General features: G+C 31.8%; 13 protein-coding genes and 1 riboswitch. Of the genes, 8 read left to right on the top strand and 5 right to left on the bottom strand.

The features are described 5' to 3' along the window. Nucleotides 1–204 precede the first annotated feature (204 nt). A complete protein-coding gene (locus tag HRG09_RS06090; protein WP_174099869.1) occupies nucleotides 205–1,986 on the top strand; it encodes a PAS domain-containing sensor histidine kinase in 1,782 nt (593 codons plus the stop codon). Between the two features lie 84 nt (nucleotides 1,987–2,070). Here HRG09_RS06090 and HRG09_RS06085 read toward each other — a convergent pair whose 3' ends face one another. Further along, nucleotides 2,071–2,751 carry an aspartate/glutamate racemase family protein gene (locus HRG09_RS06085; protein WP_174099868.1) on the bottom strand — a complete coding sequence of 227 codons (681 nt, stop codon included), beginning with the start codon at nucleotides 2,749–2,751 and terminating at the stop codon, nucleotides 2,071–2,073. 309 nt (nucleotides 2,752–3,060) lie between these two features. Next, nucleotides 3,061–3,178, top strand: a riboswitch (SAM riboswitch). Nucleotides 3,179–3,316: 138 nt separating this feature from the next. Here HRG09_RS06085 and HRG09_RS06080 point away from each other — a divergent pair. From HRG09_RS06080 to HRG09_RS06065, 4 genes are all read left to right on the top strand, one after another. Beyond that, entirely contained in the window at nucleotides 3,317–3,865 is a 549-nt protein-coding gene (locus HRG09_RS06080) for an ECF-type riboflavin transporter substrate-binding protein (RefSeq protein ID WP_174099866.1), read from the top strand. 10 nt (nucleotides 3,866–3,875) lie between these two features. After that, nucleotides 3,876–5,576, top strand: coding sequence for an ABC transporter ATP-binding protein (locus HRG09_RS06075; RefSeq protein WP_174099864.1), 1,701 nt, complete (start codon nucleotides 3,876–3,878; stop codon nucleotides 5,574–5,576). Further along, the gene (locus HRG09_RS06070) at nucleotides 5,569–6,396 is read left to right on the top strand and encodes an energy-coupling factor transporter transmembrane component T family protein (RefSeq protein WP_174099862.1); all 828 of its coding nucleotides are present in this window, start codon (nucleotides 5,569–5,571) and stop codon (nucleotides 6,394–6,396) included. The genes HRG09_RS06075 and HRG09_RS06070 overlap by 8 nt, the downstream gene beginning before the upstream one ends. Before the next feature lie 161 nt (nucleotides 6,397–6,557). Continuing rightward, nucleotides 6,558–6,665: a YjcZ family sporulation protein gene (locus HRG09_RS06065; RefSeq protein WP_088229366.1), complete on the top strand. Its 108-nt coding sequence runs from the start codon at nucleotides 6,558–6,560 to the stop codon at nucleotides 6,663–6,665. 384 nt (nucleotides 6,666–7,049) lie between these two features. Here HRG09_RS06065 and HRG09_RS06060 read toward each other — a convergent pair whose 3' ends face one another. Next, nucleotides 7,050–7,361, bottom strand: coding sequence for a hypothetical protein (locus HRG09_RS06060; RefSeq protein WP_174099860.1), 312 nt, complete (start codon nucleotides 7,359–7,361; stop codon nucleotides 7,050–7,052). 547 nt (nucleotides 7,362–7,908) lie between these two features. Between HRG09_RS06060 and HRG09_RS06055 the strand changes: the two genes are divergently transcribed. Further along, nucleotides 7,909–8,703 (top strand): alpha/beta fold hydrolase, encoded by a 795-nt coding sequence (locus HRG09_RS06055; protein WP_174099858.1) that lies wholly within the window; start codon nucleotides 7,909–7,911, stop codon nucleotides 8,701–8,703. Nucleotides 8,704–8,826: 123 nt separating this feature from the next. On the opposite strand, the gene HRG09_RS06050 is transcribed toward HRG09_RS06055, so the two are convergent. Further along, a complete protein-coding gene (locus HRG09_RS06050) occupies nucleotides 8,827–10,083 on the bottom strand; it encodes a sensor histidine kinase (RefSeq protein ID WP_174099857.1) in 1,257 nt (418 codons plus the stop codon). A gap of 435 nt (nucleotides 10,084–10,518) precedes the next feature. On the opposite strand from HRG09_RS06050, the gene HRG09_RS06040 reads away from it, so the two are divergent. Beyond that, the gene (locus tag HRG09_RS06040) at nucleotides 10,519–11,034 is read left to right on the top strand and encodes a GrpB family protein (RefSeq protein WP_174099855.1); all 516 of its coding nucleotides are present in this window, start codon (nucleotides 10,519–10,521) and stop codon (nucleotides 11,032–11,034) included. Nucleotides 11,035–11,127: 93 nt separating this feature from the next. Here the strand turns inward: HRG09_RS06040 and HRG09_RS06035 are convergent, their stop codons facing one another. Further along, on the bottom strand, nucleotides 11,128–11,451 hold the full coding sequence (locus tag HRG09_RS06035) for a hypothetical protein (RefSeq protein WP_174099853.1): 324 nt from the start codon (nucleotides 11,449–11,451) through the stop codon (nucleotides 11,128–11,130). A 358-nt stretch (nucleotides 11,452–11,809) separates the two neighbouring features. Further along, the gene (locus HRG09_RS06030; protein WP_174099851.1) at nucleotides 11,810–11,965 is read right to left on the bottom strand and encodes a hypothetical protein; all 156 of its coding nucleotides are present in this window, start codon (nucleotides 11,963–11,965) and stop codon (nucleotides 11,810–11,812) included. A gap of 360 nt (nucleotides 11,966–12,325) precedes the next feature. Here HRG09_RS06030 and HRG09_RS29345 point away from each other — a divergent pair, with 360 nt between their 5' ends. Continuing rightward, nucleotides 12,326–12,451 carry a hypothetical protein gene (locus HRG09_RS29345; protein ID WP_262386294.1) on the top strand — a complete coding sequence of 42 codons (126 nt, stop codon included), beginning with the start codon at nucleotides 12,326–12,328 and terminating at the stop codon, nucleotides 12,449–12,451. Nucleotides 12,452–12,713: the final 262 nt, after the last annotated feature.

The following is a 12,713-nucleotide window of genomic DNA, read 5'->3' as shown; positions in this document are numbered from 1 at the left end:
ATATTTGTGAATATTTTGTGAATATCCCGTTTTTAATACATTGATATGAAGGGAATTATAGAACGATGGGAATGTTTTTTATTGAAAAATAAAATTTATTTGAATAATTATGCTCTTTCTATATACCTACGAGAACATTCTTCGTATAATGAAGAAGCGTGAATAAAAAATGGTATTAATTTTACATATAGAGGTGGAAAGAGAATGAATGCTCGGCTATTGGAACTCATTGACGTGAACACAATAGAAACCATGGCAGAACAATTTTATAAATTAACAAACATTTCACATCAACTTCTTGATCAAAATAGGGAATGTATTTTTTCATTTGGTATGAGTCGAGAAGAAAATATAGAACTTACAAAGATTGAAATTCCGTTTTTTTTATATGAGCAACATCTTGGATCATTTGTTGCTTGTTCAATAAAAAAGGACATCCGTACTTGTCAAAAATACTTCGAAATGCTTTCAAACCTCATTGTAGATAGTGCAATGGATAAACTTCAAAATCAAACAAAAAATATACATTTACTTTCTAAAAAAGAAGAACAGTTACATACAATCTTACAAAATATGCCCATTATGGTTGATGCTCTTGATAAAGATGGAAATTTTATATTATGGAACCGGGAATGTGAGCTTGTAACAGGTTATGCTGCAGAAGAGATTATTGAAAATCCAAAAGCACTTGAATTGCTATATCCGGATGAAAGTTATCGCAGACACATTCAAAAGAAATTTTCGGTGCGTGGAAAAAGTTTTCGAGATTGGGAAATGAAATTAACATGCAAAAATGGAGAAATAAAAACAATCATGTGGTCAAACATCTCAGAACATTTTCCAGTACCTGGTTATAGTTATTGGGCAGTTGGAGTTGATATTACGCATCGAAAAGGAATTGAAGAACAATTAAAGCAACAAACATCTGAGCTAGAGCTTATTTTCAAAGCATTACCTGATTTGTGTTTTTTAACCGAAGCTGATGGAACAATTATAGATTATAAAGCTGGTTCACCATCTAAGTTTTACGTACCTGCTGAATCGTTTATGGGGAAAAAGTTTTATGAAGTCTTGCCATCACCTGTAGCACAGCAATTCCGAAGAGCGATTCACCAAGTACAACAAAAAGAATCTACAGTTATTGTTGAATATCCGTTAACACTTAAAGGGAGTATTAGTTTCTTTGAAGCTAGGTGTTTACCACTTTTACAAGATAAGATTATGATAATTGTTCGAGATATTACTGAGCGGAAAAAGACTGAAGAGTTATTGAATAAGTCAGATACACTTGCAGCGATTGGACAGTTAGCTGCTGGGGTAGCACATGAAGTTCGAAATCCACTGACAGTGATTAAAGGATTTATTCAACTATTTCAAATTAATCAAGAAGATCAAGATAAATATTTCGATCTTATGCTGTCAGAAATTGAGCGAATTGAATCAATCCTTCATGAGTTTTTATCAATCGCAAAGACTGATGTCATTCCAACTGAAAAGAAAAATATTTGTTCGATATTAAGAAATGTCGTTTCGTTAATTAATACAAAGGCAATCATGACCAATATTCAAATTGATCTGCATATAGAATTAAAGGAATTAATAATAGATTGCTGTGAAAATCAATTAAAACAAGTTTTTATTAATATTTTGCAAAACTCAATTGAAGCTATGCCAGATGGAGGGAAAATCTCCATTTCTGTGAAAAAATCAGAATGTAAGGAAGTTATTATTAATATAGTGGATGAGGGCGTAGGAATCCCTGAAGAAAGAATAAAAAGGCTTGGTGAACCTTTTTATAGTACGAAAGAAAAAGGAACTGGCATTGGGTTAATGCTCAGTTATAAAATTATTGAAAGTCATCAAGGAAGAATTAGTATTATGAGTGAGGTAGGAGTAGGAACATCCGTTACTATTTATTTACCTATGTTTCAAAGTGAGCAAGGTACTTCTCATTCAGCTATGCCATCTATAACCGGGTCTTTATAATAGAGATTAATTTCCATTTCACATAGAGTAGCAGCAAAGAAAAGAAGCTATCTTACTACCTTGTAAGATAGCTTCTTTTTTTGATTAGCCAGCGAATTGTACTGCAATTTTGGCATGTAAAAAAGCAGTGTCAAATACAGGGATAGAAAGATCTTGTTGTGAAATGAGTAACGGTATTTCTGTACATCCTAATAAAATTCCTTCTGCCCCGTTTTTAATGAGATTTTGAATAATTTGTAAGAAATGGTCTTTGGATTGCTTTGAAATAATACCTTTACTTAATTCGTGGAGAATGACATGATGAATGAAATTTCGTTCATCTTCTTCGGGAATAATTGTTTCAATACCATAATTAGCTAGTCTCGTTTTATAAAAATCTTGTTCCATTGTTTGTTTTGTTCCAAGCAAACCAATCCGTTTCACATTATGTTCAACAATTTCTTCAGCGCTTACATCGCCAATATGAAGAAGTGGGATAGAGATTGCTTTTTCTACTTCTTCCGCAAATTGGTGTACTGTATTTGAACACATAAGTATACAATCTGCACCGGAGTGTTCTACTTTTTGAGCTACTTGAACGAGTTGATTTTGCACTTCTTCATATTGTTGATTTTGTAATAAATTTGTCACTTCACCAAAATCCATGCTATAAAGAACAAGCTTCGCATTATGATTATACTGAGATAAAGTTAGCGTATTAATATGTTTATAATAAAGAGATGTTGATTCCCAGCTTAATCCACCAATTAATCCGATTACTTTCATGTTCAATTCCTCCCGTTAGCTCGCTTTGTTACATCAATTATTCCATAATTCCGATAAGAATACAATGTTTTATTCATCCCGCACTAACGGGCAGTAATACTCCCACCTCAAAATTCGGCGGGAGCAAAGAAGTTAGGTGGGAGATAAACTGCCCGTAAAGGCCCGATTGGTTCAACTAATAATCAGTGGGGATGAGGAAACCCCCTACTGATTAAAGTTTCACTTTATCTATTTTACACAAAAGTGGAAATAGTAAGAAAAATATTAAAATTAATTTACGTTAATGAAATAATACAAATTACAAACGAATACTTATCCAGAGAGATGGAGGGAACGGCCCGATGAAACCTCAGCAACCCCTATTTATTCATACAAATAGGAAGGTGCTAATTCCACAAAGGACATATTGTCTTTTGAAAGATAAGGGAAGCATATATTTCATATACAAATGGCCTCTTATAACAGAGGTCATTTTTTATTAGGGAGAAAGGAAGTGAATGTTCATAATTCAATAATTTTTCACATAGGACTAATAGAAACTAACTAGAATGAGAGGAGAATTCATATGAACAAATTATCTACAAAATTAGTCGTAGCAATTGGGATAGGTTCTGCAATATATGGTGTATTAGGTTTATGGGGACTTTCAATTGCCCCAAACACATTTATAAAACCTGCTTTGGTTATATTAACAATTTTTGGTGCGATTTTTGGTCCATTTGCGGGACTTTTGGTTGGTCTTATTGGTCATACAGTAACAGATACTATCGCTGGATGGGGAATATGGTGGGGATGGGTACTTAGCTCAGGCATTATTGGGTTTACGATGGGACTTGTACAAAAACGAACAAGTTTCAGTGTGAAAAATGGAACATTCCATAATCGAGATGTTTCATATTTTGCTGTAACGGGTTTAATTGGGATTGTTATTGCAATTATATTTGCCGGAGTTTTCGATATTATCGTAATGGGAGAGCCTTTAGATAAAATTGTTATTCAAGTACTTGGTGCAACGATTGCAGATGCCCTTGTTTTCTTAATCCTTGGTTTACCAATTACACTTGGATTAGCGAAAGTAAATAAAAAACATACACATTTAAAAATTGAAAAGTAGGGAGATTACAATGAATCCAATTATTTCCTTTGAGAAATTTACATTTCAGTATAAACAAGTGACAGAACCTACTTTAAAAGATATTACATTTCATATTTATCCAGGCGAAAAAGTATTGATTGCCGGTCGAAGTGGATCAGGAAAATCAACATTGGCCCATTGTATAAATGGGCTTATCCCCTTTTCCTATGAAGGATCAAGTACTGGGAACATTTCAATATGTGGTAAGGATCCGCGAAAAGGTGGTATTTTTGAGCAAAGTAAACATGTAGGAACTATTTTGCAAGATCAAGATTCCCAGTTTATTGGTTTAACTGTAGGGGAAGATGTTGCTTTTTCGTTAGAAAATGATTGTGTAGAACAGAAAAAAATGAAGGCTGTTGTTATGGACTCTTTGCAGAAAGTTCAGATGCATACATTTCATTCACGAAGCCCACATGAATTATCTGGTGGCCAAAAACAAACTGTTTCTCTTGCTGGTCTACTAACGACAGATGCCGACATATTACTATTTGATGAGCCATTAGCAAATTTAGATCCAATAAGTAGTTTAAAAACAGTAGAACTTATTCAAAATGTACATCAACAATTAAATAAAACAATCGTTATTATTGAGCATAGAATAGAGGAAATATTAAAATTAGACCTAGATAAAATCATATTAATAGATGACGGAGAAATTGTAGCAATCGATTCACCAAAAAGGATTTTACAAACAAACATGCTACAAGAAATAGGATTAAGAGAACCTGTATATATTGAAGCATTAAAAAACATAAAAATGAATATTTTAGATGAAGAATTATATCCAATTGGAAGTTTAAATCATGAGAGGTTGAATAAAGCGGTTAAGCAATGGATGTTAAATTCTAATGCGTGTAAAAAACAACAAAAAAAAGAAATCCTATGTAAAATAGAAAACATTTCATTTTCATATTCTCACAAAGGTTTTACATTGAGGGACATAACACTCTCCATACAAAGAGGAGAAATTGTAGCATTATTAGGTCATAATGGTGCAGGTAAATCTACATTTGCACATTTATTAACTGGAATGAACAAAGCACAGAAAGGAAAAATTGTACTTGATAATGATAATATAAATTCATGGTCTATTCGGAAGCGTGGAGAAGTGATATCTTACGTTATGCAAAATCCTAATCACATGATTACACAATCTATTGTTTGGGATGAGGTTGCTTTTTCATTAAAATTACAGAAGATTTCTAGCTCAGAAATACATAAACGAGTGGAAGATGCGTTGCAAATTTGCGGGCTATATCCATTTCGAAATTGGCCGATTCAAGCGTTAAGCTACGGGCAAAAAAAGAGGCTTACCATTGCATCAGTTTTAACAACGAATCCGAAGCTCATCATCTTAGACGAGCCAACTGCAGGACAAGATTATTTTCATTATAAACAATTTATGTCTTGTATAAGTGTATTAGCAACACAAGGAATATCATTTATCTTTATTACACATGATATGAACTTAGCTTTAGAATATGCAGACCGTGCAGTTGTTCTTCATCAAGGAAGAATACTTGCTGATGACACTGTTCCAATCGTATTAGCAAATAGCGAAGTATTGCAGCAAGCTAATTTACAGGAAAGTTCGTTAACAACATTAGCAAGATTGAGCAAAATCCCTTTTCCAGAAGTTTTTGTACAAATGTATATGGAGGCAAAAAGGAGGGGAGATTATGAGTAAATCAGATTTATTTTATATAGATAATCATACATACTTTCATCGTATGGACGGCGCAATTAAATTGTTGTTATTTATCATTTGGATGACTCTTACATTTATATTTTTTGATTTTCGTATTTTATTATGCTTATTTATTATTGGTTGTTTAGGGTTAGTGATTGCTAAAATCCCTTTGAAAAAAGTTGTCATTATATTTAGTGTCATTTTCACATTTAGTATGCTAAATTCGGTGATGATTTTATTGATTACACCAACCTATGGATCTGAGTTAACTGGTACAAGTACAGCATTCTTGCATATTGGATATACTACGATTACATTTGAAACACTCTTTTATGCTCTTACACTTTCATTAAAATACTTTACGTTATTACCATTTACACTTATTTTTATATACACGACACATCCAAGTGAGTTTGCTAGCAGCTTATATAAAATTGGTTTACCGTATAAGATTGCCTATGCAATAAACATTGCACTCCGTTACATACCGAATATACAAGCGGACTACAAATTGATTAAGCACGCTCAAGAAGCAAGAGGTGTACCATTTGAAAGAGGAGAGGCGAATTTTTGGGAACGTATTAAAAACCGGGTACTCATCTTTTGGCCACTTGTTATTCAATCTTTAGTGCGAATCGATACCGTTTCAAATGCGATGGATTTACGAGGATTCGGAAAAAAAGAGAAACGAACATGGTATTTTACAACAAAGGCAAAACAAGAGGACTATATAGGACTCATTATTGGTATTATAACTTTATCAATTTCTATTTATTTGAAACTCAATGTTTTCAAAGGGTTTTGGTATCCATTGTAAGTTTCTCGATGTTATTCGGATAAAATTTAGGCACTCGCGGAGTGCTTTTTTAAATTTATCCAAGACATGCTCCAAATTTACATAGATACATACTGTATAATACGAACCCGTTAATAAATAATCGATTACCCATTAGCTTTATACTAAAAGGAGGAGAAAATATGAGTCACGGTGGTTCTTGCGGTTTTGGTGGAGGATTTGCTTTATTAGTTGTTTTATTTATTTTATTAATTATTGTTGGATGCAGCTGCTGGGGCGGAGGATATTAAAAAACAAACGATTTTTTTATCATTCGTCGCAGAATCATGTAATCAGAAAAACTATTAAAGATACTTTTTTTAGTATCAATACGAGATTCAACAGGAAAAAGGAGCTATCATGCTCCTTTTTTCAATAGAAATTTTCTAGAGTTTTGATTTTTTTGTGTACCGGTGATTGATTCTGATTGAGTTTTACAAATAAAAAACTTAATACATACATAAAGAGTGGTACAGCTATGCTAATCAATGAAAAATGAAATAGGGACGGCTGTGATTTAAATCAAAATTGTACTGAAATGACAAAGTTACACTTAAAAACATTCGTGAAATTTATATGCTTTTTTATATTGTAAACAGTTGTGACTAAAGATAAGTTTTTATTATTCACGATAGTTATTGATTTTGATTACCTAGTTTCTTTTGACTGTTAGGCGTAATTTCATCGGCAAACTCTATATTTGCTAAATTTACTTTGGATGGAATGAATGTTTTTGTCGGATTTTGAACACCTTGGAACAAACGTTGAATAGGTTTCATCATGTTTGAATTACGTGTTGCTACTACACTAAAAACTGTTCCTAATCCTAGTAAAGAAAACCAAATCCAGCTTCTATTGTTATTCCGTCTATTTCTAAATAATTTAAACATTTGCTGAGTTCTTCTTCCAGAATTGAATAGTGACATCAAGAAGTTAAGAGTATTCATTTTTTACCCCCTGTAAAAATAATTAGGAAAAAGAAACACTAAGTTCAATTTCACAAGATTTATGTTGCAATATTTTATAGAAATTTATGATGCTAATTTATGTTAATATTTCTTAAATCTTTTTTCTTAAAAACCCTAAGTGTACTTGTAGGTTCACTCATGAAAAAGGGAAACATGTACAAAATTCATTTACATAATGTTTTTTACTCAATGAGATGGAGTATATAAAAAAATGAGATTAAAAGGAATGATATTCATTTTCTATGGTAATTTATAGAATAAAATTTATTGTGATTTATTCTAAATAGTTGCCAGAATAGAAAAAAAGAAGTGCCACATAATAACTGAAATGAGTGCAAAGGCACATTGTCAATGTGTACTGTAAGAGGTTATTTATAGCATAACATGTCATCTTATAAAGGAATTAATAACAAAAGGGGAATACTTTTGTACTGAAATCAATTTTTAGTATGCATCCTTTTGGAAGATACTTTTTTTCTTGAAAAAGAGTTAGGGACGATTTTAGATTGTTGAGGTGATTACATACATGCCAATGTTGGATGTGGACGGTGGTAGTCTGTATTATATCGTTAAGGGAAAAGGGGTTCCTATTGTTTTTATTCATCCCCCTGTACTTACTTGTGTGAATTTTGAGTACCAAATCGAGGAATTATCCCAAAATTTCAAGGTAATTGCTTTTGATATTAGAGGGCACGGAAGGAGTCAGTATTCAAAACAACCGATAACCTATCCATTGATTGCTGAAGACATTAGATGTTTGTTGGATCATTTGGAGATTAAAAAAGCATTTGTATGTGGATATTCGACTGGAAGCTCTATCGCATTAGAATTTTTATTGACTTTTGCTGAAAGAGCGTTAGGGGGTATTCTAATCGGGGGGATGTCAGAAGTTAGGGATGGATATCTAAAGAATAAGATTTCACTTGGCGTGAAACTTGCGAAAGTGGGAGCAGTTTCATTTTTAGCATGGTCTATTTCATGGGGCAATTCAAATACACATAAATTGTTCAAAAAGATGTTTAAAGAAGCACGAAAAGGGAATGCCAAAAATATCTGGCAATATTATCGTTATAGTTTGCATTATAATTGTACGAATCAGCTTGAAAATATTCAACTTCCGATTTTGTTAGTTTATGGTAAGAAAGATAAGGTATTTTATAGTCATGCGAAATTACTGCATGGAAAAGTGCCATGTAATGAATTAAAATTCATTGATAACGTAAAGCATCAAATTCCTACAAAAGCAGCGAAATGTTTAAATGAAATGATTCAGCAGTTTGTTTTTATTCATACCGATATGAGACTTTTTCCATACTCATAGAGATGAATGAATATTAAGGTTTTTATATAACTAATTTATGCAAAATCTTATAAAAGCATAGCTAATTTTTATATATGGGAAAACAAAAAGGAGCATAGGAGCTCCTTTTAAATCAAGATTTTATTAAGCAACCTCATTATTTTGTGGAAATGTAATCTTTAAAGTCGTTCCTTTATTAACAATACTCTTTATACTTAAAGTGCCGTTCATCGTTTCAATGATTTTCACTGCAACCATCGTACCTAAACCTGTTCCTTTTGTTTTTGTGCTGAAATATGGTTCGCCAAATCGATTTATTTGTTCTGGCGTCATACCAATTCCACTATCCTTAATAACAATCGTAACTTTGTTTTCAAAAACCGATGATTGAACACGAAGTTTCCCGCCATTTGGCATTGCTTCAATGCTATTTTTTACTAAGTTTAAAAAGCATTGTTGAAAATGCTGTGTATTCCCAATAATGGATCCGGTTACTAATTCTTCAGAAACATTTATAGAATTCATATTACATAATGGCATCATCATACTTATTACTCTTTTTAATTCTTGATCTATTATAATGTTATCAACTTTTTGTGATGCAGGCTTAGCGAATGTTAAGTAATCATCAATTATAACTTGTGCACGGTTTAACTCTCCCAGAATATGTTCAATATATTGTTCTCGTGACTCTTGTGATAAATCTGGTGTTTTCAGGAGCTGAGTAAATCCTTTTACTACAGTAAGAGGATTTCTAACTTCATGCGAAATACTTGCAGCAAGTTGACTCACAATCTCCATTTTCTCCATTTTTACTAATTTGGATCTCATCATAAAGGCATCTCTTAAAACTTCATTCATATATACAACAAATAACATGATAATCGGGGGCAGTATAATAAAATAAGTAATATATGGATGTGTAATTGGAAAATCCGATAAAATTACAGCGATAAATGTTGTAAGTAAAGCAAGAGAAATAGATAAAAATATTGACATAATGAGTTTCTTTCTTCTATTTAATTGATTAAATTTAGAAGAGGCAAGAGCAGTGAAAATTAGCATTACAATATAAACAATAACAGTTAAAAAGTTCACACCATAAAAAACAAACCGAATTAATAACATGATAGTTAATAAAGCGATTCCAACCGGTAAGCCACCATAAAGTGTACCTATGAAAAATGGAATTTGTCTTAAATCATGAACACAATTTTCATCGATATATATAGGGTATTTCATACATAAAATTAACGGTATACTCGTGCAGATTACAATAAGGGTTTTTTTGTATTTTTTGAAAAACATCCCGTTATCATATATAAAATAAAAAACAAAGACGCTACTTAAAATGTAAAGCAAATTATTTAATACGTTTTGATTGATGTATATAAAATTCATCTAGCATGCCTCATTATTGTAGTTTTCAATACTAATAAGTATTATACAGAAAAAATGTAATTTCTTCATTATTAATTATTTTACTACAATGAGAAGGTTTGTTACGAGTAAATCCCTATGCTAAATAAAACTCTTTCACTTGCGTATAGCGTTGATTTTTTTCAATACCGAAGTAAATATTCGCTGAATCTTACTGATCTAACACTGCAAATACTCTACCAAGTCTTACAAGCCAATCGAAATCTTGATATTCCTTTAATTGAAAAGGGACATCATCCAAATGAATTGTTATCGGAATTTCATTCATTTTGCACCTCTTATTTTATATAATTAGATTAAACATTGATATATTTGAGAATGATGCAGAAAGTCCTGTTTTGATTAATAAAAAAGATAGCTTATAAACTTAGGTTATGAGTATAAAAGGAGGAAGAGATGGATAAAGAAATAATCATTGAATCGTATAATTTAAATTGGCATACGGAATTTTTGAAAGAGAAAGAGAAATTTATCGCATTACTAGAAAAGGACATCTTAGAGATTGAACATATTGGAAGTACGTCAGTAGAAGGATTAGACGCGAAACCGCTTATTGATATGATGATAGGTGTTAAAGATTTAAAAGTAGTTGATCATTGGATAGAACCTATGCAAACAATAGGATATGAATATGTATTTCATAAACATTTTCCACATAGACGTTTTTTTAGAAAAGGGAAATGGAGAGCAGGTACACATCATTTACACGTCTATACGTATGGTGGTCAAGAGTGGAAGAACAATTTATTATTCCGTGATTTTATGAGAAATCATGAATGGGCACGTATGGAATATAAACAATTAAAACAAGAGCTTGCCATGAAGTATCCATTTGATCGAGTGGCGTATACAAATGAAAAATCTCCATATATTGAGAATATTATTTCGTTAGCAGAAGAAGCATTAGATTAAATTACTTAAATATAATCTCGTATTTATTTGGCAATCAGTAAGAGATTTCAGCGGTTTGTTAATAGAAATCTCTTACTCCAAAATAAGATTTGTTCAATGATCTGTATACATCATCCATCCATTCTCTGATCGCTTTGCTTTAAATTTACCGTAAGATAAAAGCTTCATCGCTGAACGTATAGCTGTGTAGAAGACTAAGATTCCGATCCACTCATCTTCCATTTCACTAGGATAATGCGCGGACTGATGAGCATAATAAGCAGCCATGATACAAGGGACTACTTGCTCCGAATTAAATCCATATGCAGTGGCATCATCGATAATTAAATCAATAATGCGTCGGTTTCTGTCTTTAACTTCTTTCTGAATTACCTTGTTAACTGCTTCTGGTACTAACTTTGATATTTCATTTTTCATTATAGTCACCTCATTCTTTATCATGTCCAAATAGTTTGGAAAGATATTGAACGCATTGTGTTAAATTTGGTAAAATTCAAATCTTAATTGCGCAGGCTGAAAGAAGCTTACATCTAACGTGTAAGCTTCTTGAATTAATTTTATTCTGTTTCTAGTAATAAAAATCGCTTCTTCCACTAATAATTGGTACTCAAGCAGTAACTGCCAATGGAAGAGAAAGAGGATCATATAAAATCCAAGGTAGTAAGTATTCTTGATGAGCCAAAAAAAGGGAATGCCACGTACTCGTTATTTTTTGACAAACGATATCAATGAAAATTATTACAAATGAAAAAGCCCAGGAGAAATCCAGTTTTTTTCATTTGTTCTTCGGCCTTTCAGCACGAAGAACAGCGTCATTCGTTGGTGTGTTAGGTACAAAGTTACCATGGCTGTCGATGCTGTGTGCTTCTTTATCATATTGTCCGTTGGCATTACGCTTCTTTGTTGTAAACGGGTTTTGATTGTGTCCCATGATTGTCACCTCCAATAAGCATAGTATGCACCACCAAGTAAGTGTTTTGTCAAAAATAAATTTCATAAAAAGTGGAAAATGGTTATAAACTTCATCGATCGACTCATAGTGCATTAGACAAAAGAGATTAAAACCATGAACAAAACATACACTTTTTGTATTCATTAAAAGAAATGAATAAATTTTTTATGGAGGAATCCTACTACAAAAGATAGTAAGTAACAAATTTTCTTATTTTATAAAATAAGAAAATTCACTAAAATTCTCAATAATACGAGACTATACATACGAAAATAATCTGTATGAAATAGTTCCTTTTGTACAAAATAGGTACGAACGTTAATAAGAGGGGGATAAATGATGACGAATCGGAATGATAATCGAAAGCGTAAAGATCAACATCTGAATAATCTAAAAAACGATACTGAATTCTCAAAAGATGTGAATATTAGAAGTGAAATAACAAAAAAAGATTTAAACAAATAATGTTTTAATTGAGACTAATTAAACAAATTGACACAGTATCTAATTAGTCTTGACTACAAAGAAAATGAAAAGATGTACAGGTTGATATGAACTCGTACATCTTTTCATTTTTGGTTAATCTAGTCACAACGTTTTCTTGATTCAAATTCTATATTGTTGTTATTCTAAATTTCACTTACCGTATTTTTACAGTAATAAAATGTATTAAACTCAATTAAATTCCAGTCGCGAATTAGAAATAACTAATATATTTCAAGTGATT

Origin of the sequence: Bacillus sp. Xin1 (assembly GCF_013314535.1) — a bacterium.
In the GTDB taxonomy this organism is placed as follows: Bacteria; Bacillota; Bacilli; order Bacillales; family Bacillaceae_G; genus Bacillus_A.
Note: the sequence above shows the minus strand (reverse complement) of the source record. Positions and strands in the feature narration are given on the sequence as shown.

Excerpts from the sequence above, each read along its gene's own strand:
- HRG09_RS06030 (WP_174099851.1), bottom strand. The coding sequence starts at position 11,965 with ATGGGACACAATCAAAACCCGTTTACAACAAAGAAGCGTAATGCCAAC.
- HRG09_RS06070 (WP_174099862.1), top strand. The coding sequence starts at position 5,569 with ATGAGTAAATCAGATTTATTTTATATAGATAATCATACATACTTTCAT.
- HRG09_RS06040 (WP_174099855.1), top strand. The coding sequence starts at position 10,519 with ATGGATAAAGAAATAATCATTGAATCGTATAATTTAAATTGGCATACG.
- HRG09_RS06035 (WP_174099853.1), bottom strand. The coding sequence starts at position 11,451 with ATGAAAAATGAAATATCAAAGTTAGTACCAGAAGCAGTTAACAAGGTA.
- HRG09_RS06060 (WP_174099860.1), bottom strand. The coding sequence starts at position 7,361 with ATGAATACTCTTAACTTCTTGATGTCACTATTCAATTCTGGAAGAAGA.
- HRG09_RS06055 (WP_174099858.1), top strand. The coding sequence starts at position 7,909 with ATGCCAATGTTGGATGTGGACGGTGGTAGTCTGTATTATATCGTTAAG.
- HRG09_RS29345 (WP_262386294.1), top strand. The coding sequence starts at position 12,326 with ATGACGAATCGGAATGATAATCGAAAGCGTAAAGATCAACATCTGAAT.
- HRG09_RS06085 (WP_174099868.1), bottom strand. The coding sequence starts at position 2,751 with ATGAAAGTAATCGGATTAATTGGTGGATTAAGCTGGGAATCAACATCT.
- HRG09_RS06065 (WP_088229366.1), top strand. The coding sequence starts at position 6,558 with ATGAGTCACGGTGGTTCTTGCGGTTTTGGTGGAGGATTTGCTTTATTA.
- HRG09_RS06075 (WP_174099864.1), top strand. The coding sequence starts at position 3,876 with ATGAATCCAATTATTTCCTTTGAGAAATTTACATTTCAGTATAAACAA.
- HRG09_RS06090 (WP_174099869.1), top strand. The coding sequence starts at position 205 with ATGAATGCTCGGCTATTGGAACTCATTGACGTGAACACAATAGAAACC.
- HRG09_RS06050 (WP_174099857.1), bottom strand. The coding sequence starts at position 10,083 with ATGAATTTTATATACATCAATCAAAACGTATTAAATAATTTGCTTTAC.
- HRG09_RS06080 (WP_174099866.1), top strand. The coding sequence starts at position 3,317 with ATGAACAAATTATCTACAAAATTAGTCGTAGCAATTGGGATAGGTTCT.